The sequence below is a fragment of the Paenibacillus woosongensis genome, from assembly GCF_030122845.1.
In the GTDB taxonomy this organism is placed as follows: Bacteria; Bacillota; Bacilli; order Paenibacillales; family Paenibacillaceae; genus Fontibacillus; species Fontibacillus woosongensis_A.
Genome location: NZ_CP126084.1, coordinates 887,310 through 909,153 on the forward strand (window position 1 = coordinate 887,310; position 21,844 = coordinate 909,153).

At 52.7% G+C, this 21,844-nt stretch carries 20 protein-coding genes; 15 read left to right on the forward strand and 5 right to left on the reverse strand.

Going from position 1 to position 21,844, the window contains the following annotated elements; translation table 11 throughout:
• Positions 1 to 21: 21 nt before the first annotated feature.
• Complete coding sequence (locus QNH46_RS03900) at positions 22 to 1,896, reverse strand: LTA synthase family protein (protein WP_283927014.1); 1,875 nt, start codon at positions 1,894 to 1,896, stop codon at positions 22 to 24.
• A 534-nt stretch (positions 1,897 to 2,430) separates the two neighbouring features.
• Between QNH46_RS03900 and QNH46_RS03905 the strand changes: the two genes are divergently transcribed.
• Together QNH46_RS03905 and QNH46_RS03910 are read left to right on the forward strand one after the other, a co-directional pair.
• Positions 2,431 to 4,470, forward strand: a complete 2,040-nt coding sequence (locus QNH46_RS03905) for an endonuclease MutS2 (protein WP_430691917.1) — start codon at positions 2,431 to 2,433, stop codon at positions 4,468 to 4,470.
• A 170-nt stretch (positions 4,471 to 4,640) separates the two neighbouring features.
• Positions 4,641 to 4,928, forward strand: coding sequence for an aspartyl-phosphate phosphatase Spo0E family protein (locus QNH46_RS03910; protein WP_283927016.1), 288 nt, complete (start codon positions 4,641 to 4,643; stop codon positions 4,926 to 4,928).
• Here the strand turns inward: QNH46_RS03910 and QNH46_RS03915 are convergent.
• Positions 4,829 to 5,776 (reverse strand): alpha/beta hydrolase, encoded by a 948-nt coding sequence (locus QNH46_RS03915; RefSeq protein ID WP_283927017.1) that lies wholly within the window; start codon positions 5,774 to 5,776, stop codon positions 4,829 to 4,831. The genes QNH46_RS03910 and QNH46_RS03915 overlap by 100 nt on opposite strands.
• Before the next feature lie 184 nt (positions 5,777 to 5,960).
• Here QNH46_RS03915 and QNH46_RS03920 point away from each other — a divergent pair, with 184 nt between their 5' ends.
• The 6 genes from QNH46_RS03920 to QNH46_RS03945 all read left to right on the forward strand — a co-directional run bounded on the left by QNH46_RS03920 (position 5,961) and on the right by QNH46_RS03945 (position 11,475).
• Positions 5,961 to 6,536, forward strand: coding sequence for a GNAT family N-acetyltransferase (locus QNH46_RS03920; RefSeq protein WP_283927018.1), 576 nt, complete (start codon positions 5,961 to 5,963; stop codon positions 6,534 to 6,536).
• On the forward strand, positions 6,530 to 7,288 hold the full coding sequence (locus tag QNH46_RS03925; RefSeq protein ID WP_283927019.1) for an energy-coupling factor transporter transmembrane component T family protein: 759 nt from the start codon (positions 6,530 to 6,532) through the stop codon (positions 7,286 to 7,288). The genes QNH46_RS03920 and QNH46_RS03925 overlap by 7 nt, the downstream gene beginning before the upstream one ends.
• 127 nt (positions 7,289 to 7,415) lie before the next feature.
• Complete coding sequence (locus QNH46_RS03930) at positions 7,416 to 7,961, forward strand: ECF transporter S component (protein WP_213595101.1); 546 nt, start codon at positions 7,416 to 7,418, stop codon at positions 7,959 to 7,961.
• A 17-nt stretch (positions 7,962 to 7,978) separates the two neighbouring features.
• A complete protein-coding gene (locus QNH46_RS03935; RefSeq protein ID WP_283927020.1) occupies positions 7,979 to 9,514 on the forward strand; it encodes an ABC transporter ATP-binding protein in 1,536 nt (511 codons plus the stop codon).
• Between the two features lie 88 nt (positions 9,515 to 9,602).
• Positions 9,603 to 11,087 (forward strand): MDR family MFS transporter, encoded by a 1,485-nt coding sequence (locus QNH46_RS03940; protein WP_283928342.1) that lies wholly within the window; start codon positions 9,603 to 9,605, stop codon positions 11,085 to 11,087.
• A 46-nt stretch (positions 11,088 to 11,133) separates the two neighbouring features.
• The gene (locus QNH46_RS03945) at positions 11,134 to 11,475 is read left to right on the forward strand and encodes a hypothetical protein (protein WP_283927021.1); all 342 of its coding nucleotides are present in this window, start codon (positions 11,134 to 11,136) and stop codon (positions 11,473 to 11,475) included.
• A 160-nt stretch (positions 11,476 to 11,635) separates the two neighbouring features.
• Here the strand turns inward: QNH46_RS03945 and QNH46_RS03950 are convergent, their stop codons facing one another.
• Complete coding sequence (locus tag QNH46_RS03950; protein ID WP_283927022.1) at positions 11,636 to 12,103, reverse strand: MarR family winged helix-turn-helix transcriptional regulator; 468 nt, start codon at positions 12,101 to 12,103, stop codon at positions 11,636 to 11,638.
• Positions 12,104 to 12,450: 347 nt separating this feature from the next.
• Positions 12,451 to 13,713 (reverse strand): BaiN/RdsA family NAD(P)/FAD-dependent oxidoreductase, encoded by a 1,263-nt coding sequence (locus tag QNH46_RS03955; protein WP_283927023.1) that lies wholly within the window; start codon positions 13,711 to 13,713, stop codon positions 12,451 to 12,453.
• A 147-nt stretch (positions 13,714 to 13,860) separates the two neighbouring features.
• Here QNH46_RS03955 and QNH46_RS03960 point away from each other — a divergent pair, with 147 nt between their 5' ends.
• The 7 genes from QNH46_RS03960 to QNH46_RS03990 all read left to right on the forward strand — a co-directional run bounded on the left by QNH46_RS03960 (position 13,861) and on the right by QNH46_RS03990 (position 20,867).
• Positions 13,861 to 15,573 (forward strand): ATP-binding protein, encoded by a 1,713-nt coding sequence (locus QNH46_RS03960; protein ID WP_283927024.1) that lies wholly within the window; start codon positions 13,861 to 13,863, stop codon positions 15,571 to 15,573.
• Positions 15,574 to 15,691: 118 nt separating this feature from the next.
• The gene (locus QNH46_RS03965) at positions 15,692 to 16,126 is read left to right on the forward strand and encodes a BrxA/BrxB family bacilliredoxin (RefSeq protein ID WP_155611901.1); all 435 of its coding nucleotides are present in this window, start codon (positions 15,692 to 15,694) and stop codon (positions 16,124 to 16,126) included.
• A 116-nt stretch (positions 16,127 to 16,242) separates the two neighbouring features.
• The gene (nadE, locus tag QNH46_RS03970; protein WP_283927025.1) at positions 16,243 to 17,052 is read left to right on the forward strand and encodes an NAD(+) synthase; all 810 of its coding nucleotides are present in this window, start codon (positions 16,243 to 16,245) and stop codon (positions 17,050 to 17,052) included.
• Positions 17,053 to 17,252: 200 nt separating this feature from the next.
• Positions 17,253 to 17,900, forward strand: a complete 648-nt coding sequence (locus QNH46_RS03975) for a Yip1 family protein (RefSeq protein WP_283927026.1) — start codon at positions 17,253 to 17,255, stop codon at positions 17,898 to 17,900.
• Positions 17,901 to 17,992: 92 nt separating this feature from the next.
• Positions 17,993 to 18,985, forward strand: a complete 993-nt coding sequence (locus QNH46_RS03980; protein WP_283927027.1) for an efflux RND transporter periplasmic adaptor subunit — start codon at positions 17,993 to 17,995, stop codon at positions 18,983 to 18,985.
• The gene (locus QNH46_RS03985) at positions 18,982 to 19,671 is read left to right on the forward strand and encodes an ABC transporter ATP-binding protein (RefSeq protein ID WP_155611904.1); all 690 of its coding nucleotides are present in this window, start codon (positions 18,982 to 18,984) and stop codon (positions 19,669 to 19,671) included. Before QNH46_RS03980 ends, QNH46_RS03985 begins: the two co-directional genes overlap by 4 nt.
• On the forward strand, positions 19,668 to 20,867 hold the full coding sequence (locus QNH46_RS03990; RefSeq protein WP_283927028.1) for an ABC transporter permease: 1,200 nt from the start codon (positions 19,668 to 19,670) through the stop codon (positions 20,865 to 20,867). The genes QNH46_RS03985 and QNH46_RS03990 overlap by 4 nt, the downstream gene beginning before the upstream one ends.
• Before the next feature lie 82 nt (positions 20,868 to 20,949).
• Here the strand turns inward: QNH46_RS03990 and QNH46_RS03995 are convergent, their stop codons facing one another.
• Positions 20,950 to 21,774, reverse strand: coding sequence for an alpha/beta fold hydrolase (locus QNH46_RS03995; RefSeq protein WP_283927029.1), 825 nt, complete (start codon positions 21,772 to 21,774; stop codon positions 20,950 to 20,952).
• Positions 21,775 to 21,844 lie beyond the last annotated feature (70 nt).

The window sequence follows — 21,844 nt, forward strand, 5'->3', positions numbered from 1 at the left end:
AGAATCGCCCGCTTGTTCAAGTTATTCTGCAGGTACGTCTGGAAGCTGACGCACGTAGCTGTCGGACAGATGCAGCAGCTGCAGCGCGCGGTCATACTCTTTTTGCGCAGATAAATTTTGCGCAGCTTGAGATCCGTTACCGTCATAAGGGAAATGGATTCCGTCCTGATACTCGATGCCTGGCACGAACAAAGCTTTATCATTCAGGAATGACCCGGAAGGCAAATAGTAGCGCTGCGGCAAAAGGTTATAGGTCTGGTTAAACAGATCCTGGCCAAAATGGATATGCTGGTCCAGTGATAGGCCGAGCAGATTCGCCAAAGTTGGCAATACGTCGACCTGACCGCCGATCGTATTGACGACTGCCGGCTCGGAAACGTTAGGCGCCGAAATGATCAGCGGAATGTTAATCATGTCGATATAGCTGTATTCTTTGCCGTAGATTTCCTTCATCAGTTCCAGGCCTTGTTTGTCCAGGGAGTACATCGGCAGCCCGAGATGGTCGCCATAAATGATAACGATGCTGTCCTCCCAGATGCCCCGCTGCTTCAGATCGTCGATAAATTCGCCCAACGCTTGATCTGCGTAATTTTGCGCCTGAATATAGTCGCCGACCATGTTGTCCTGATACCGCTCAGGGAGCGGGAATAAGCGCTTCTCCTCCGGCAGGGTGAACGGATGGTGTGCGGTCATGGATATCACCTGAGCGTAAAACGGACGATCTGCGTCATGCATTTTTTGAATTTCATCGGCTGTTTTCTTGTACAGCACCTCATCGGAAGGGCCGAAGAAGACCGTATCCTCGCTTCCGAAGAACGCTTTATCATAGAAGCGGTCAAATCCGAGCGCTTCGTACAAAGCACGGCGGTTCCAGAAGTCAACCACATTCGTATGGAAGGTGGCCGTATCGTAGCCCTGGTCTTTCAGCAGCTTCGGCAGACTTGGGAGCTGTTTGTAGGCGTAATTCTGCGTAGCCGCTTCGTTGTAAGGAATATAGAAGGATGTGTTCACCACGAATTCGGCATCAGAAGTGTTGCCCTGCCCGACCATTTGATAGAAATGCTTGAAATAAGTATTTTCCTTGGCGAGCTTGTTCATCGTTGGAGTCACTTCCCGGCCGCTCAGCTTGAAATCGATCAGGAAATTCTGGAACGATTCCATTTGAATGATGATCACATTCTTGCCCTGGGCTGCCCCAAAATGAGCAGGCTCCGCAACCGGAGCGGTAACGCCCTTAATCTGATCGATTTTAGCCTGCGTAATTTCTTTCTTGTCGGTGAGCTCGGATTCCTTGCTTTTGAAAATGGCGTACGTTTCGTAGTTGAGAATCCCCATTTGCTCCGCCTGCTTGATTTCGTTCATGCTGGCCCGGTTTGGCCAAATATTAAAGATGCAAAGCGCCAAGGAGACCGCAAAGATTACGGCAGCCACGCTTCCTCTGATCCGATTTAAATTGAAGAAGCTTTTAAGTTTGTGGGCTCGTTTTTTGCGCATCAGCCAGAAGGCCAAAACCGCAATGTCCAGAAAAATTAACAGGTAGTGCGGAGAGAGCAATGAAAAGACGCTGTTCTTGACCGCGGTAACCTGATTGACCTGCTGCAGCGCGTGATAAGTAACGATGACGCCGTAATACTTGTAATACATAATCGCAGCGAACAGAACGGCCGTAATCAGGAGATTAACGGCGAGATAAATGCCGATTTTGCGCTTGGATGAGAACCATTCGATCAGCGAGAACGTGACCCAAATGAACGGGATTTCCTTCAGCAATGGCCCCCAGGGCTGTACCCCGTCGAAGATGGCGAGCCAAGCGATATAGATTTTCAAAATCATAATAATGGAGAAAAAAACAAACGGCTTCGTATGGATTCGACGAATGCGATGTACTAAGGACACCTTGTTCCCTTCCTTTCAAAATATAGACGGAAGTGCAAGTCGGCTGCATGCCGATTACATTCCGTTAACATAGTGTATAAATACTTTAATATAATACCTCATATTACAGGGAGATGAAAATGTCGCTGAAAGCGGCTGGTCATTGACTACGGGCCGTAATAGCTGGTAAATTAGAATTAACCTCGCAAAAGGAGAGATTTTGATGTTGGTGACCGTTCTTAACTAATAAATTCCATATAGACTGTAATCCGAACGGAAGAAGTGCCGTTGCTGTCGCAGCGTGCGCTAGGTTTCGTGCACCCGAAATTGCAGTCTGGTAATTTAGTTAAGAACACGCAGGACATCATACAGCGCCTTTTTGCTGTTTGTATCTATCGAGGATGAATCCCGTGCTGTAGTTCAGCGCGGTTTTTTTGTTTTCGGAAGGTATATAGCAGCGAGGAATCAAGGGCTAAGGATGCGCTATGTGCATTCTTACGCCCTTTTTTTGTTGTGCAAATCATGAACGGGAAAGTAACGGAGGTTGACACAATGGTGGAACAATTTACACTCGGCATGCTGGAATACGAGAGCATTAAGGAGGAAATGGCCAGCTACGCGGTCTCCTATGAAGGGCGGCTGCGCATTCAAAAGCTGGTTCCGATGGAACGGAGAGCGCAAATCGAGCAGGCGATTGAGGAGACGGCGGAAGCCAAGGAACTGCTCTTGACGGGGGCAAGCGTTCCGCTGCCTTCGCTGGAGGGCATTGATACGGTCATGTCCTTGCTCGGTACAGGTTATCTGTTCACGGAGAAGGATTTTACCGCGATTCAGACGTTTCTGTACAGCTGCGGCCAGCTAAAGAAGTACATGGCCTCCAAAGGAGCGCTCGCACCGCGGATTGGCTTATATGCCGCCTCACTGTACGAGCTGGCCCAGCTTCAGCAGGAAATACTGCGCTGCATCCGGCATGGCGCCATTCTTGATGGGGCGAGCCGCGACCTGGACCGAATTCGCCGGAGGATGGGAATGCTGAAGGAGAAAGTCCAGAAGAAGCTGCAGGCAGTCATGTCCAGGCATGCTTCCATTTTGCAAGAAAATCTGGTCAGCATGCGGGGCGGACGGTATGTGATCCCTGTAAAGAAGGATTACTACAAACAGGTCAAGGGAAGGACGCTGGATCAATCCACGAGCGGGCAGACGGTGTTCGTGGAGCCGGATGAAGTCGCATCGCTGCAGGCCGAGCTGGAGGTGCTGGCAGGAGACGAGGCGCGTGAGGAAGCGAAAATACTGGGGTATTTGACAGAGCTTGTAGAGAGGGAGGCCCACGAGCTGTCGCAAAATATTGAGATCACGGGGACGTATGACTTCATTTTCGCCAAAGCGAAATATGCGGTTGCCATCGGGGGAACGGCGGTCCGGATCAGTGAAAACGGAGCCAGCAGAATTACCGGAGCCCGGCATCCGCATCTGCTCAAAACGATGGTGCCCCTGGATCTGGAAATCGGCTCTGCCTACAGGACGCTTATTATTACCGGTCCGAACACGGGCGGCAAAACCGTTGTGCTGAAAACCTTCGGTCTGCTCGCATTAATGGTGCAATCGGGCCTGCTTGTCCCTGTGGGGACCAATAGCAGCTTTGCCATTTACAGCCGCATTATGGCTGTGATCGGCGATGGCCAAAATTTAGAGCAGTCCTTAAGCACCTTCTCCGCGCAAATCCGCAGTCTCGTCCATATGATACAGGAAGCGGGTCCGGACGCGCTGCTGCTGATCGATGAGCTGGCTGCGGGAACCGACCCTGGAGAGGGCATCGCCTTATCGATGGCGATTCTCGAGGAGCTTAGCCGCAGGGGGGCGACTGTCCTGGTTACGACGCATTTTAACGAGCTGAAGACGTTCGCTTCGCATACGGAAGGCTTCCAGAACGCGCGAATGGAATTTGACCCGGAGACACTGATGCCGCTGTATCGCCTGACGATTGGCCAGGCGGGACAGAGCTATGCGATCGAAATCGCCAGTAACCTCGGAATCTATTCCGGCGTTATTGAGCGTGCAAGGGAAATGGCGGCTCAGCAGGAAGGCGCTGCATCAGCTGGGGGATTGCTAGATGGACAGGAATACTGGCCGTGTAATAAAAATACCAAGAAAGAATCCGAAGCAGAGACAGAGCACCATGAGGACGGGTATACGAATTCTGAGGCAGAAGAAGACCGGCAAGAGACAAATGCAGGATATACGGAAGAAAATTGTAGCGCAATTGGCAAATCCTCCTCAGATGAAGCCGCTGCTGAAAAACCGCAACGCTCCGTGTTTGAAGTTGGGGACGCTGTGTGGGTCACCGCTTACGGTAAAATTGGCATCGTCTTCGCGGCAGAGGATAGCCGGGGGCAGGTCGGCGTCATGATTCAAAAGCAGAAGTGCAAAGTGAACAGGAAGCGCCTGAAGCCGTATATCAAGAAGGAGGAGCTGTATCCGGAAGACTATGATATGGATATTGTCTTTGAGACGAAGGAGAACAGGAAGAAAAGCAAACTGATGCGGAAGAGGCATGTGGAGGGGCTGGAGATTGTCCGCCGGCCGGAGGATGATTAACGATTCAGGCATAGAAAGTTCAATTTGAAAGGCCAGGGGATGATGCGTCCCCTGGCCTCTCTCATCTCCTAAAGATCGACAAATACTGTTAAAATTTTTCTATTTTTCAATATATGTTTTTTGTCATCATGGGTTATGATGGTGTAGACCAGTAGAGAGAAGGTGAACTTATGGCTTACGAGGCACTGAAGAGCATGGGCCGGGCCACCAATCGCCCCAAAGTCAGCGGGGAACTGATGGACACCATCGAGCACCTGCGAGCGGAGTTAATGAATGCTGCTGGAAATAGCAATTTTAGCAGTGAAGCGGTGCTGGAATTAAGCCAGCGCCTCGATAAATATATCGTACAAGCTCAGAATCAAATGCTTGGCAAACAGGATTTTGCGGCTGGAGTAGCCAGCGCTTCGCGGATAAAGGAATGCACTTCCTCCGAATACCGTTTCGGATCGACGCTGTAGGCGTCCGCATGCACTGCTCCATCCACAAGCAGCAATCTTTTGGGCTCCGGCTTATGTTCATAGAGATCTTTACTCATGTGGGTAGGTACATACCGGTCTTCCGTACCATGCACGAACATAACGGGTAGAGAGCTTTGCTCAACCGCTTTAAGCGGACTTACCTGTTTTAACCTAAACCCCGCCTTCCGTTCCAGCTGCCTGTCAATCAGGGAGAGGAGCGGGAAGGCGGGGATTTTGTTTAGTACCTGCAATTGATAGCGCATCAGCTCCGTTAAATCGGAGTATGGACAATCCGCGATTACGAATTTGACGTTGGGATGCGCAATGGAGAGATACTCCAGAACGGTACCTCCGCCAAAGGATTGGCCGTGCAGGCCGATCGTAATGTTGCGGCCGTAATGGTCCAGCAGCCAGTTGACCCAGGTCTGCACATCGTATTTTTCGTGGTATCCATAGGTGGTGTATGTTCCCTCGCTGTTGCCGTGCCGGCGCTGGTCAATGAGGAGGACATTGAACCCCTCCTGTTGGAACATGTCCACGTACTGCGCAGATACATGCGAAGATACGGTGTAGCCATGGACAATAATCACCCATTTTTTCGAATCAGGATCGGTGTCTAGAACGTAGCCGCTCAAGGAAAGCCCGTCTTTGGAGGTGACTTTCACTTCCTTTTTGTCGAGTGTTTCAAAACGCTCCCGCGAATAAATTCCTGTCTTCTCCAGGTAATCGAATATATTCTCGTATGTCTGCAATTTCATCTGCGTAATTTGGCGAAAGCCAAAACGCGTCAAGAAACTGGCAGCCAGTATAACTACCAGTACAATAGCGACTAGTACGGTGTAAACCATGTGCAGGTATCCTCCTATATTCCTTCCTGTTTGATCTCTTTGTCACTATAGTATCACCGAAACGAGGCCAAGAAAATCGAAGAACCTCCAAAAATTTTACAAAGGATAGGGGGAATAAAATATCTTTGACTCGTCATCCCAGTTTGTGATTAGCTATATACGGGTCACTAAAGGAGGGTTATGGATGTACAGATGCGGGGGGCATATCCCTGTCATTGAGAGCGAAAGGCTTCGCCTGAGAAGGATGGAGCAGTCGGATGCGGAGCGGATGTTCCTATTCTGGAGCGATCCTGAGGTTGTTAAATACATGAACGTTCCGCCGTTTGCTTCGGTGGAGGATACTCTGGAAATGATTCAACTGCTTAACGGGCTGTCGGAAAGCGAGGACACCTTGCGCTGGGGAATCGAACTGAAGGAGGAAGGACAGTTGATCGGCAGCTGCGGTTTTAACGTTTGGGAGCTGTCGGGGGCTTACCGCGGGGAAATCGGATATGATCTCGGCCGCGAATATTGGGGATTCGGCTATATGTCCGAAGCGATGCGCATGCTGCTGTCATACGGTTATCAGACGATAGGCCTGAATAGGATCGAAGCGCTGGTGGATCCGCGCAATGCCGCTTCCAAAAGACTGCTGCAAGCCTTTGATTTCACTGAGGAAGGGCTGCTGCGGCAGTACCAGAAAACGGAGGAAGGCTTCGTGGATCTATTGATGTTCTCGCTGCTTAGGCAGGAATACTATTCAGGGGGGAAAGCATGGTGACGCAACACAACAGGGACAGCAAATTCCCGTTACAGCGGCTCGATCCGCTTAGCAAGCTGATCGCCCTGTTCTGCCTGGCTATTCTGGCGATGAGCATCGATCGGCCGTTTCCGCAGGCCGTGATGCTGCTGTTCGTACTGGCGGCGGCTTTGGCTGGAGCGGGCATGAATGCTGCGCGGCTTGGGCGGCGGGCCCTATTTATCGCAGGCTTCGGACTGCCGCTGTTTATTCTAACCTCGATATCTGCAGCGGAAGGACAAGTCTATTTCAGTCTGGGGCCGATTCCGGTTACGGAAGGCGGGGTGCTGTATGGGGCGGCGATTACACTGCGCATGATGGTTTTATTCCTCTCGTCGCTTATTTATATTGAATCCACGGACCCCAAGGATTTTATCGTCATTATGGCCCAGTGTCTAAAGCTGCCTTACCGCTTCCTGTTTGGCGTGTCGATGGCGCTTACGTTCCTGCCCCTGCTGGAGGCTGAGGCTAAAATTTCCGGGGCTGCACGCCGGATTCGCGGCGGACGTGCCCCCGTCGGTATGTCGGAACGTATGCAAATGTGGCGCAGCCATTTGTTCTCGATTTTTGCCGGGGCGATTCGCCGCGTGCAGCAGACCGCTGGGGCAATGGATGGCAAGGGTTTTGGGGCTTATAGAAACCGCACTTATCTTCGTGAGGTGGAGATGGGGGTAAGCGGCTATGTCGTTTCCGCAGCCAGCGTTGCAGCCCTGCTGATTCTGATGCTCGTTTAAAAAAAGTCTTGACGAATTCTAATTGTTAACCTAAATTCATGTATGTGGTTAACAATTAGAAAACGAGAGGAAGATTGCAGTGAACAAAGGGAATGCAGCAAGAACAGTCTTCGCCGCCTTTACGACGATGGATATCGTGCTCATGGCGATGCTGGCCGCAGCGAATGCGGTCATGACGGTATATTTGTCTCCCGTCAATCAGGCGCTGAACAGTATTGGAGGGCCGGTGCTGACCTCCACGATAACCGGGCTATATATGATTTACGGGCTTCTTGCTTATTATATTATTCGTAAACCGGGAACCGCGGTCATTACATATAGCATTGGTGCGGTTGTTCAATCCTTCATGGGAACCGCCTACGGGATCGTTTCATGTTTTGCGGCTGCGGCCTGCTACATGGTTATTGCGGAGTTGATTTTCGCGATTTTCAAATACCGCAATTGGGGTTGGCCGGTGATGCTGCTGGCCGGGGGAGCGATGGTGCCGATTTGGTTTTTTGTCGCCGCGCAAATGTACGGATACACGAAATGGGGAATGAATATTCTGCTGATCGCCCTCGTTGTCCGCACGCTTAGCGGCGTAGTGCTGTGCGGCTTGCTCACTAAGCTGTTGGGAGACGCCTTGGCTCGAAGCGGGTTGCTCCGGCGCTTTGCTGTTGCCAGCAAGGGCTGATGGAATTGGGGGCAGCGATGGATACAGCGGCATTGGAGCTGCGGGGCGTCACCTTTCGCTATGAGGCGGGCGGGAAGCCGGCGGTAGAGAATGTTACTTTGGCAATCCGCACCGGGGAGTGGGTTGCGATTACCGGCCACAGCGGGAGCGGGAAATCGACGATCGCTCAGCTGTTCAGCGGCTACTTGCCGCGGGCGGGCGGGGGATGCCGCGAAGGCGTTCTGCTAGTGGACGGGCTTGATCCGGCCGAGGCCACCATTGCTGAGGTGGTACAGCGTATCGGGATCGTGTTCCAGGATCCCGACGCTCAGCTGGTGCAGGGCCGGGTGGAGGACGAGGTCGCCTTCGGCCCCGAGAATCTGTGCTTGGACGTGGCCCAGGTCGATGAACGGGTCACGGACGCGCTTGCCGCGGTGGATCTCGCTGAGCGGCGCCATGACAGCGTTCATGCGCTGTCAGGCGGCCAGCGGCAGCGGACGGCCATCGCGGCCGTGCTGGCGCTGGCGCCGCCGGTGCTCGTGTTCGACGAGCCGGTGGCGAGTCTGGACGCGACAGCGCGGCGGCGGTTTTTGGCTCTGCTGCGCCAGCTGCATGGGGAGGGCCGGACGATCGTTACGGTGTCCGGCCGGCTTGACGAGCTGGCGCAGGCGGCGCCGCGGCTCATTGTGATGGACGGCGGCAGCGTCGCGCTCGACGGGCCGACGGCAGCGCTGCTGAGCACGCAGCGTACGCGCCTGGCCGAGCTGGGCGTGCTGCCGCAGGAGGCTTTGGGAGCTGCGCCAGGGGCGCTGCCGCAAGCAGAGGAGCTGCCATTAAGGGCAGCCCCCGTCGCCATAAGCCCAGCCGCAGCTTACCGCCGCCAGCACGAATCGGCAAGCGCGCCGCTGCTTCAGATCCAAGGCCTGTCCTTTGCCTATGGCAAAGCCGGGCCGGCGGTGCTGCAGGATGTGAACCTGACGCTAGGCGCCGGGGAGTGGCGCTTGCTCTGCGGGGACAATGGTTCAGGCAAGACGACATTGTCCAGGCTGCTTATGGGTCTTCTATCTCCTCCCCGTGGAACGATATGGTGGGGAGGGAAGGACGCTGCGAAGCTGAAGCTGTACGACCTCGCCGCAGATATCGGATATGTCTTTCAGCAGCCGGAGCACCAGTTCGTGGCTGCTACGGTGCTGGAGGAGCTTCTGTACGGCCCGCGCTTTCAGCTCCGCCTGAAGCCGGGGGAGCAGCTGCCGCAGCATGTCGCCGAACGTGCCGCGGAGCTTCTGCAGCTGATCGGGCTTGCCGGGCGAGCCGATGATTCCCCGTATCTGCTCAGCGGCGGAGAGAAGCGCCTGCTCAGCGCGGCTGCAGCGATGATTGTGCCGAAGAAGCTGTATATACTGGATGAACCTACCGCCGGGGCGGATTACAGGGGAGCCAGGATTCTGGCTGAATTATGCCGGCGCTCAGTGGATGAGGGAGCATCTGTCATTATCATTACCCATGAGCCCGAATGCTTTGCGGGTGAGGATTTATCGATCTGGACGATGGAGAAGGGCAGGCTGCGGGCGTAGCCTGCTTCTTTCAATTTATAGGGGCTTCCTATATACTATTAGATTACATACTTTCACTTGAAAGGAAGTCTTCCCCTTGAACAAGCCATTGAAACGAAATTATATTTTGGGCGGCTTATTGCTGTCCACGTTCCTTGCGGCCATCGAAGGCACCGTGATCGGGCCGGCCGGACCTAGGATTGTCGGCGAATTGGGCGGAGTGGCGCTGCTGAGCTGGGTATTTACTGCCTATCTGCTAACGATGGCTGTCTCCACGCCGATTTTCGGCAAAATGAGCGACCTTTATGGCAGAAAGCCCGTCTTTATTATCGGCTCCGTATTGTTTTTGGCGGGATCGTTGTTATCCGGACTCTCGCAGAGCATGGAACAGCTGATTTTGTTCCGTGCGGTGCAGGGGATCGGAGCCGGTGCACTGATTCCGGTCACGTTTACGATCATCGGCGACATTTATTCCATCGAGGAAAGAGCGAAGGTTCAGGGCATGATCAGCTCGGTATGGGGAATCTCCTCGCTCGTCGGCCCGCTGCTGGGCGGGTACGTCGTCGATTATTTCAATTGGCGGTGGGTGTTTGGCTTTAATGTCCCGTTCGGTCTGCTATCGTTAATATTTATAATGAAGTTTTTGCATGAGAACATTGAGAAGCGCAAGGTCAAAATCGATATAAGCGGTGCGGTCACCTTTACGGTAGGGGTCACGGCACTTTTGTTCGGGCTGGCTACGGGCGGACAGCAGTTTGCCTGGACTTCGCCGTGGCTATTGGCTATCATGGCTGTCGCGGTCATCTCTCTTGCTCTGTTTCTGATCATAGAGAACCGGGCGGAAGAGCCGCTTGTGCCGCTGAAGCTGTTTAAAGTCAAAGACATCGCTTACTCTAATCTCGCGAGTCTCGTAGGCAGCGCCCTGCTAATCGGCCTGACCTCCTATCTGCCCCTCTGGGTTCAGGGAGTGCTGGGGAAGAATGCCACGATGTCCGGGCTCATACTAGCACCGATGTCGATTGGCTGGCTGTTTGGCTCCGTATATGGCGCGCGCTGGATTATCAGCAAAGGCTCCCGCTACACCTCTTTGAGCGGCATGGTGATGATTGCCATCGGAGCGGCAGGAATCGCGTTTATGACGGAGAATACGCCGCTTTACCTGCTGCTGTTCTTCAACGCAATGTACGGCGTCGGCTTCGGCTTATCTTTTACGGTATATACGATCATTGCACAGTCATCGGTCGGCTACAGCTTGAGGGGAGCGTCGAACGCCCTCAACACGTTTACGAAATCGATCGGGCAGACGATCGGGGTTGCCGTGTTCGGCACGCTGATCAACTTGCGCATTGTGGCCCAGACTTCGGCTGGAACACCGTCCGGACTTGAGGTATCCCAAGACGACATCAACAACCTGCTGTCTCCGGAGAAGGTCCATGGGCTGTCACCGGAGCTGTGGAGCGAGCTCAAGCATGTGCTGCAAAATAGCCTGCACACGCTGTTCATCGTCATGGCCGTGCTGGCGGTTGCCGGGGTGCTCTCGGTATTCGGGCTGAGAAACCGCGCGCCTCAAGCTGCCGAAGAGGATCATGCATAAAATAGGCGGCATCTGACACACCTTAACTGAAAGGGGAGGTGTTAGGATGAATGAGGAAATGCTCGTCGATCAAGGAACATTAGTCAAGGCCTGGCAGCAGCAGTTGCCGGAGTATCTGAGTCCGGGAGATACATCCATCGTCCAGGCTGATCTTGCCGACCCTTACGGCTTGCGGATACATATCAACGCGGAAGGGCGTCAGGATTACTCTTTTGACTTTCAGTGCACCTATATGGACCGGCGGGAAGTGAAGGTGGAGCTGGTAGATGTGGAGCGAGAGGGAGCGACGGTGAATGAGCAGTCCGAGCAAGTCCAGAATCTGACCGAGGATTACGTTCGGCATATTCACGAGTGCGCACAGGCGCTTCAACGCATTACCAATCCATAATCTAGGAACGATTGCTGAAGGGTACAAAAAAGGCTGCTCCCCGCCTGGCGGACGGATGCAGCCTTTTTGTGCTTGGTTCAAGCGCTGCGCAGTGCCGACTATTTGCGCTCGAACTCAGTGCAGTGTCAAACTACTTACGCCCGAACTCCGCACAGTTCAATTATTTGCGGGCAAGAGGCGCGAGCTTCTCGGCCTCTCGGCCCATTTTCTTCAGCAGCGTAATCATAAGCTGCTTCTCTTCCTGATTCAGACCGCTCAGGGCATAATCAATCCGCTCGGAAAATTCCGGATACAGCCTGTTCATCAGTTCATTTCCCTTCGGAGTCAGTTCGGCAAAGATGACCCGCCGATCCCGCGGACAAGGCTGACGCTGCAAGTACCCCGCCGCCTCCAGTTTGTCGATGACATAAGTGACGTTGCCGCTTTGCAGCAGCAGCTTGGCCCCGATTTGCTGAATGGGCTGGGGCCCTTTGTAGTAGAGTACCTCCAGCACGGCAAAGGCTGTCGGATTGAAGCCTTGAATTTTGCTTCCCGTTACGGCATGTTCATTGACACTTTTGAAAGACTTGGCAAATACCCGGTACAAGTGCAGTGATAAATCGGTTCCGCGCTCCTCGGTCTTCAACATCATCATCCCGCCTTAATCTATATTTTCATAAAGCCATAGAAAGTAGAATCACTTCGCGATTGCTTCACACTTATCATGTTAGAGGACTGCCGATTTTTTAAAAATATAATTTATCACAATTTACGGTTTTCATATTTAAAACTTGAATAAAAACAGAAAAGTTCATGGTTTATCCAAAATTTGGGCGGGATATGTCCTTATTATATTGTTGGCTTCGATTGTTGTCGCCGAAATTTTTTATAAGTAAGTTCTGCAAGGTGAGGTCAATGGGGTTGTCCGTGTGTGGCAGCGGTCAGTATGCGTATGTTCGAAGCATGGGACGCCAAAAAAAGGGAGCGAGCCAAGGCTCACTCCCTTTTACCTGCATGATGGCCCGCGGTATAGCCGGTGGCGAAGGCTGCGGTGATGTTGTAGCCGCCGGTATAACCGTGAACATCCAGCACCTCTCCGCAGAAGTACAGGCCTTGCATAAGCTTGGAACCCATTGTCTTCGGGTTGATCTCCTTTAGATGCACGCCGCCTCCCGTCACGAAGGCTTCCTCAAAGGGTCGGGTTCCGCTGGCCTGCAGGGTGAAGTTTTTGAGCTGCTGAATCCAGGCAAGCCATGCCTCCTTCGGCAAATGCTCATAGGTCGTTTCCCCGGGAAGGCCGGCCCGTTCAAAAAGCAGGGGAAGCATTCGTTCGGGAATAGTGCCTTTAAACACGTTTTTGAGCGCTTTCTTCGGCTCAGCTGCGGCCAGCTGCCGCAGGTCCTGCTCCAAGCTTCCTGCCTTCTTGTTCGGAAACAAATCGATGGACATCGTGACCTGGGATACGTTGTGCTTCTTCTTGACGCCCCGGATAAAACCGCTGCAGCGCAGGGCGATCGGTCCGGACAAGCCGAAATGGGTGAAAATCATATCGCCCTGGTGAGCGATGACGGTTTTGCCTTTCGGATCGATGAGCGACAGCTTCACATCCCGCAGCGAGAGCCCTTGGAGCTCCCGGCTCGTAATGAACGGTTCCTTGGAGACGATCGGTGTTTCGGTTGGATACAGCTCTGTAATCGTATGTCCTGCCGCCTCGGCCCATGGATAGCCGTCCCCAGTCGATCCGGTATGCGGCACCGACTTGCCGCCGGTGGCTACGACGACGGCCGGGGCTTTGAATATTGTTCCGGAGCTCAGCTTCACGCCCTGTACGCGGCCTTCCGCATAAATGATTTCCTGAACCGGATGGTGCACGAGCAGTTCAACACCCAGCGATCTGGCCTTGCCGATCAGCGCGTTGACCACGGTTTTCGCTTTGTCGGACACGGGGAACATTCTTCCGTTATCCTCCTCTTTAAGCGCAATGCCGAGCCCCTCGAAAAAAGCAATAATATCGCGATTGCTGAACAGGGAGAAGGCGCTGTGCAGAAAGCGCCCTCCTCCCGGTATGTAGGTAATCAGCTCGTCGATTTCCTTTGCATTCGTTACATTGCAGCGCCCTCCGCCGGAAATTCCCAGCTTCCGCCCCAGCTTGTCCCCTTTGTCCAGGAGCGCTACGGCTGCGCCTTGCTCCGCTGCGGCGATAGAGGCCATGAGCCCCGAAGGGCCCCCTCCGATCACGATGACATCATATTTGCTCATAGGACGTTCCTTTCATTTGTACTTTTTAGACTATTTTTCGAATAAAAGCACAGAAATGATTTTCATTAAACATGAAATATTGTAAAACTTTGTCGGCTATGCTTTAATCGAAATTAGTATAGTATTTCCCGCCTGAGGAGGGAGAACTTGGATGCAGTAAAAGAGATTGTGATGCAAGTTCTAATTGCCGGTTTGCCAGCATTCCTGTTTCCGTTAATATCCCGGAAAGGGAGTAAACCCGGACTGCTGTCCCCAAGACAGGACCCGGAAACGACCCGTTCTATCATGCTAGCGGTTCTTTGCGCTGCGAGCGTGCTGTTTTGCGCCTTGTTCTCCCGCCCATATCATGATGTCATTCCCATGGAATTTGGCAGCCTGCCCTTATTTGCACTATTGTTATACGGCAGACTGCGTACGGGCCTCGCTGTGGCTGTCTTTCGGGTAGCCTTATTCCCGCTGTATGCCGTTAATGACAATTTGACGGGCTTGCTGCTGGAATCGGGACTGGCGCTGTATCCCTTCATCTTGATACTGTCCAGGCGGTTTAAAAGCATGCAGCGTCACGACAAGGCAGTCGTCCTGTTTCTATGGTTCGCTGCGGGTCAAATGGCGGCTGTGGTCTCTCCGCTGTTGTCCGGCAGCATTCAGCAGCCTCGTGTTTCCGACCTCATTTTTGCTGTCATTCTCCATCTGGCTGCCGCAGCCATCGTGTGCTGCTTGTATAACTATTACGTGGAGAGCGCAATGGAGATGGAGCAGCTGCGGGGGCAGCTGGCGGAGCTAACGGTGAAATATATCGGAGAAACGGACAAATTGCAGCAGATCATGGATGCCGCTCCGCTAAATATTATTTTGATCGATCGTCAGGGCTGCCTTGTCTCAGTGAATGACACATTTCTTCAATTATACCGAAATGAACATCCTTCTGCGACCAGGGAGGACTTAATTGGCAGGAAGCTCGGCGGGAATTGCGGCGGACTCGATATAGGCATGGTCGCTTCGCGGGTTGAGAAGACGTTGATGGCGGGCGTCAAGACGACGGAGCTGCTGCAAAAAGAGGAGAAAGTATTCTTCACGAGCACCTCCCCGATCATGGATGGGCGCACCAACGATGTAACCGGAGTAGTAATTATCGTGCAGGATATTACCGAACTCGAGACACTGCGGATGGAGCTGATCCATGTAGAGCGGCTGAGTCTTGTCGGCCAAATGGCGGCCGGAATCACCCATGAAATCCGCAATCCGATGGCGGTGGTCAGAGGTTTCCTGCAGCTGATGCGCGAGAAGAGCGCAAATGATCTGGATCATTATTACCGGATTGTGATGGAGGAGCTTGACCGGGCTAACAGCATCATCAATGATTTTCTGGCTTTGGCACAAAACCGGATCGTTACGAAGGAGCTGTGCAGCCTGCATCACATTATCGAAGAGCTGAAACCGCTGTTATGGGCGGATGCCAATTTGCGCGGGCAGAGCATCGAGGTCAAACTGGATGAGCGCGTTCCCATGCTCTACCTAAATCCGAAGGAAATCAAGCAGCTGATCCTTAATTTGGCCCGAAACGGCATGGAAGCGATGGGGGAGAAGGGACTTCTGACGGTGAGCACGCGTTTGGACGAAGACGGCGTCAAGCTGTACATTACAGATATGGGGGCGGGGATTTCTCCCGCACAGCAGCAGAAGCTGTTTGCCCCTTTTTATACGACGAAGGAAAAAGGAACCGGATTGGGCCTTCCGTTATGCCTGAGCATTATGGAGCGTCATGGCGGGGAAATTACCGTTCGGTCGAAGGAAGGAATTGGCACGACTTTTATTTCTGTTTTTCCGGTAGATGTAAGCTCTTCGCAAGGGGGGAATTGAGGAGCCGCCAGACTTTAAGTTGCTTTCCTCCTTTATGAATGTATAATAAAGTATAGCCAAACACAGATGAGATAAAAGTCACAAATCTGTGCCAATCAGTGTTTAAGGAGTGAAAGTAATGTCCATGTCATTTGACCAATATATGCGCGATATGGTTCAGCCGATGAGAGATGAATTAACTGTCTTGGGAATCCAGGAGCTGAGAACGCCGGAGGATGTCGAGGCTAAGCTGCCTGCAGCGAAAGGAACGGCACTTGTTGTCGTGAACTCAGTATGCGGCTGTGCCGCCGGGCAATGCCGTCCGGGCGTAGCCAGAGCGCTGCAGCATGATTTGACGCCGGACCACCTCTATACGGTATTCGCCGGACAAGATAAGGAAGCGACAGCCAAGGCTCGCGAATATTTTGCGCCATACCCGCCTTCATCTCCTTCCATTGCGCTGCTGAAGGATGGCGAGCTTGTTCACTTTATCGAGCGCCATCAAATTGAGGACCGTTCGGCTGAGGAGATTGCTGCTGATTTGACCAGCGCTTTCGACCGTTTCTGCCGCTAAGGAGCATCGTCTAGCCCCGCTGATTTCGGCAAATTTGCCGATTGGCGGGGCTTTTTTAGGATAAGGGACACCGACAGTTGTTCCACGTGATTATAGAGGGGAAGAGGGATCAGACCATGGGGATGCAGCAGGAAATCATTGAAGCGTTAGGGGTCAAGCCGAGCATTGATGCAGATGAGGAAATTGCGGCTCGTGTCGAGTTTCTGAAAAATCACGTGACGAGCTCGCGGGCAACCGGACTGCTGATCGCCATCAGCGGCGGATTGGACAGTGCCGCAGCTGCAGGGCTCTGCAAACGGGCAACGGATGAATTGACGTGGGAGACGGGAATGGACTACATGACGTTGGGCGTCTTTCAGCCTTATGGGGAGCAGGAGGACATTGAACATAGCTATGAGACGGCGAGGTCGCTTGGGCTTGCGCATACGGTGGAGACGAATATCGAAGATACGGTGGACGAGATCGCTCTAGAAGTGGAGCATGGGATGAGAAGCATCGGTCAATACAGGCATTTAAGCATACCCGGCAAAGGAAATGTCAAAGCCCGGGCGCGAATGGTTATGCAATATGCCTTGTCCCAAGAGCTCAATCTGCTTGTCGTTGGCACTGGCCATGCCTCGGAGGCCGTCGCCGGGTTCTATACCAAATGGGGCGATGGTGCTGCCGATCTTATGCCGCTAGGGTCATTGACCAAGCGCCAAATCCGTCAGATCGCTGTGGCCCTTGGCATCCCGGACAGCATTATCAATAAAGCTCCAACTGCCGGTCTGTGGGCGGGGCAGAATGACGAGGAGGAAATGGGCGTAAGTTACGAAGATAACTGCGATTATTTGGAGGGTAAAGTGATAGATTCAAGGGTACAGAAGCGGCTGGAGTCCTATTATATGAAAACAAATCATAAGCGCAATCCGATTCCTCGCATATAGCGTGAAGGAACAAGCGAGAAGAAGCTCTGCATCCTCTAAGGAACAGGGCTTCTTCCTGCTTCTGTAGGAGGGGCGAGGCTGGCTCGTATGAAAATTTGTTGAATCTTTCTTTTGGATTAAGTCGTATATATAGCTAGAGTGTTCAAAGACTGTGTGGTATATTTTAACAAAAATAAATTCATAGAAATGGGAGGAGTAGTATGAAAAACTTAGTGACGGTATTTTCTTCACCAAGAGACACCTTCGAAAGAGTAAGAGGCAGTAAGGTAGCCTGGATCCTGCCGACAATTCTTGTAATCCTCATTAGTCTTGTTTCGCTTGTATTGCAGATGCCTTATTTGCTGGATTACACCAGACAAGCATGGCTGAAGATGGGGACGATAGATCCAGCGCAAATCGAGCAGATGTTAGGCATGACCACTATAACAACTTATGTCGGGGGTATTGTCGGGATCATCATCATGCTCTTCTTGGTGGCGCTCCTGCTCGTGTTATTGAATCTCATCGTACGGGGCGAAGGAAAGTACATGCAATTCGTCAACGTGGTTGCTTATGCGAACTTGCCGTCTGTCATTGGCGGATTGTTGACAGCTGTATTGCTGGTAGCCATGAATGCGCAATCCCTGACCGATGTTTCGCTGAGCCTGGGGGCGCTTGTAGCCGACAAGACGAGTATGGCTTATCGCATACTATCGCTAATTAACCCTTTCACGATATGGGGCTTGTATTTGTATATTGTGGGTGCGGCAACCATGATGAAACGTCCCCGGAAGAAGGTTGCAATCTGGATCGTGGCTGTCTGGTTAATTTACTCGCTCGTTACGGTTCTTTCGGCTCCAGCAGTCTAAGTACATAGGATAGGGTGATGATTTTGTTAAGGAAAAAATGGTTTTGGGGTGCCATACTGGGTTTAGTGATTATTGTCTTAGTTGTCGTCAATATGTCGAACATGAATCGCGCTGTTGCCGTAGAGACGACCGAGGCATTTGAAGGCCTGATTACGGAGGAAATCTATACGAGCGGCAAATTGGAAGCAGGTAACAGTACGGATATTTATTCGCCGACCAGCGGAGTTGTCGAGTCGGTTGAAGTGAAGCAGGGCGACACGGTCACCAAAGGGCAGGTTCTTATGACGCTGCAGATTGACGACATTAAGGACCAGATTGAGAAGGAGCGTCTCAATATTGAAATGATCGAAACGGAGCGCCTGAATGCGAAGAAGCAGCATTTTGAAATGTTCAAGCAGAAGGTGACGGAGGATCCAGCAGCGGAAATCGAGGATTTGGATTTGTCATCCTATGATCTGCGGATTCAGAGCAGCAAATTGACGATCGCCTCTCTAGAGAAACGCTTGAACAATCGCGTTGTCAGCGCCAAGGATGAGGGCGTTCTTACGCAGGTGCTCGTCAATCCTGGCCAAATGATTGCGGAGGGCGGCCACATTGCCACCGTTGTAGATTTATCGTCTTACAAAGTCAAAGCAAATCTGAACGAATTGGATGCCGGTAAAGTATACGAAGGCATGAAGGCAGTAATTACCGGGGAGTCGATCGAGGAGAGCTATGAGGGCGAAGTCACTTATTTGTCGCCGATCGCCGTTCTGGCCGATCCTACTTCTAAAGATGCTTCCGTTGAAATGACGGTGGAGCTAAGCCGCATTTCTCCAGAGCTTCGTCCCGGCTACAACGTGACGATCGAACTGGAAATCCCGGATAAGGAGCGGCTGCTGCTGCCGCTGGACGCGGTTCAATATGATGGGGACAAAGCCTATGTATTCAAAATTCAAGATGGAGTCGCAGTCAAAACCGACGTGACGACGGGTAAAGAGAACGAGGAGTACGTCGAGATCGTATCCGGGGTCACTAAGGGGGAAAGTGTCGTATCGGAAGGGGCCAGACAGCTCCGGGACGGCGATAAGGTGAAACTGCAATGATTACTCTAAAGAACATTTCAAAAACTTATAAGAACGGCGAGTTGGAAGTACAGGCCCTGCAACCGCTTAACCTGAAGGTAGAGCAGGGGGAGTTCGTCGCGATTATGGGTTCGTCTGGATCCGGCAAATCTACGCTAATGAACATTATAGGCTGTCTCGATGTGCCGTCTTCCGGCGAGTACGTGCTGGACGGCGAAGAAGTCCATACTTTGGATGAAGAGCAGCTTGCGCGGGTGCGCAACCGTAAAATCGGCTTCGTCTTCCAGAGCTTCAACCTGCTCGGCAGACAGACGGTGCTCCAGAACGTAACCCTGCCGATGATGTACGCGGGGATCGGCCGCGAGCAGCGGAATGAGCGGGCGCTCGAGCTGCTGAAGAAGGTTGGGTTGGAGGGGCGCGTCAAGCATCGGCCGACCGAGCTGTCGGGGGGACAGCGGCAGCGGGTAGCCATTGCCCGAGCCCTGACCATGAATGCCCCAATCCTGCTTGCGGACGAGCCGACCGGTAACCTGGATACGAAATCATCTCATGAAATCATGCAGCTGTTCAAAGAGATTCATCAGGAAGGAACAACCATCGTGCTGGTAACCCACGAGCCTGATATCGCAGAACACGCGGACCGAATTCTGCTGTTCGGCGATGGGCAAATGCTCAAAGATACGCGCAAAGGAAGTGTGGTCACATGAGCATATGGGAGAGTATATGGGTCGCGCTTGATAATTTGCGGCTGAACAAGCTGCGCTCGTTCCTTACGATGATCGGTATTGTGTTTGGCGTCGCGGCGGTAGTCACCGTCGTATCGATTGGCCAGGCCGGCCAAAGCTCCATTTTGTCCATTGTGTCTGTTTATGAAGACGGGTATTTTGTCATTTACCAGAATCCGATGGAGAGCGGCAGCGACGGCAACACCGATTTTCGCCTGCGGGATCTGACGGAAATCCGGAAGCTGGATGGCGTGCGTTACGCCTCTTCGTCACTGCCTTATTCCATGACCATGAAATATAAGAAGGACACGCTCCGTTTTACCATAACGGCTACGACTCATCAAACGAGCAGGATGCAAAAAATCGACATCGTTGCGGGACGTTTCTTTACTTCTCAAGAGGAGCGGGGCAGGCAGAAGGTTGCTGTGGTGGACAGTAAGTTTGCCGAAAAGGTGTATGGCTCGGAGAGGGCGGCCATCGGGCGGAAGCTGGTGCTTTCGGATGGAACATTCCGCATCGTTGGCGTCTATAAACCGCAGGATTCCATTCTGAGCGGGATGCAGGGGGAGCAATATTCTGCTTTTGCGCCGATTACGGCTATGCCTCCGGGGAAAAATGGAGAGGGCGAGCGTTTTCAGGCACTCGAAGTGGTTGCTGCGTCACCGGAAAGAACGGATGAAACGGTGCAGACGGTAAAGAAGTGGCTCGCTAATCTGAATAATGTGAATACTAGTGCTTATGCATCACAGACCGGGAAGGAAGCGGAGCAGATGGTATCCAGCACCTTCTCGATCCTTCAGACGATCATCGGTTCGATTGCCGGCATTTCCTTGCTGGTCGGCGGAATCGGCGTCATGAACATCATGCTCGTCTCCGTCACGGAGCGGACACGGGAAATCGGGATCCGCAAGGCGATCGGAGCTACGCCAGGTACAATCATGCTGCAATTTATGATTGAGGCGGTCGTGCTGTGTTTCATTGGTGGAACTGCCGGCGCGCTGCTGGGACTCGGAGCAGCCTTTCTCTTCTCGACCATTTCCGGCTGGCCGTTCGTCGTATCGTTATGGGCCATTCTGCTGGCGTTCGGATTCTCTGCAGCCGTAGGTATTTTCTTTGGCTTGTACCCGGCCAATAAAGCATCCAAGCTGCATCCGATTGAAGCTCTGCGTTATGAGTAAGAGGGGTTTAAACGATGGATTCGAGGGTATACGCAGAAGCCGGGTTATCCGTATGGAACGGATAACCCGGCTTCTTTGCGATTTATTTAACGGTGGACAACGTTTGGGATATAAACAACAGGCTTGCCTTAATGGCTTCTTCCAGCGGTGGAGTTGGTCCCTGGAAGGGATGGACGGTATTGAATGTATGATTGCCTCCCGGAATATGAATCCAGGGAATATCCGGTCTGATGGATACGAGACGGCTGGAGCCTTGGCGCAGATGCGCTCCGTCATCCGAGCCCTGGATCAGGGCGACCTTAAAAGCAGCCGAGGGAATGCGGCCAAGGATATCGTAGCGCTCCTTATGGCGATCCATATCCTCCAGGATGGCAACGTCAAGCGGCATCTGCTGTCCTGTTCGGCCGTTCATCACATAGCTTCGTCCATTCTCGCGCATTTCCCGCTTCTGGGATTCCGTGAACACATCGAGGTTTGTCACTCCGTTCCAGGACAGAACGCCGGTTACGCTGTCCGGATGATCGAGCGCATACACGAGCGACACGCCGGCTCCGCGGCTGTGTCCAAGCAGGAATAACGGCAGGGAACGCAGATTCTCTTCCTGGTTCAGGCGGGCGATCAGTGCGCCGAGATCGGTTAGCTCCCGCTCATATGTATTCGTTGCGAACCGTTCGAGCTCCGTAAATTCAAAGGGGTCGTCGCCGATTCCGTTATGGGAGAAGTTGAACGTAACTACCTCGTGCTGCTTGCTCAGCTGTTCAGCGACGTAAGGGAACATGCCCCAGTCTTTAAAGCCCTTGTATCCATGAGCGATAATGATAAGGCTTGCTGCTTCTTCCTGGGCGGGGAATCGGGTACAGCGCAGCAAATGGCCGCCTTCCAGCGGAATGTTGAAATCCATCGGCATGATCAAACGCATCCTTTCGTGACAGGTTTGAGACGGTAAATCCTTATTTTGTGCTATTATACCATACTGA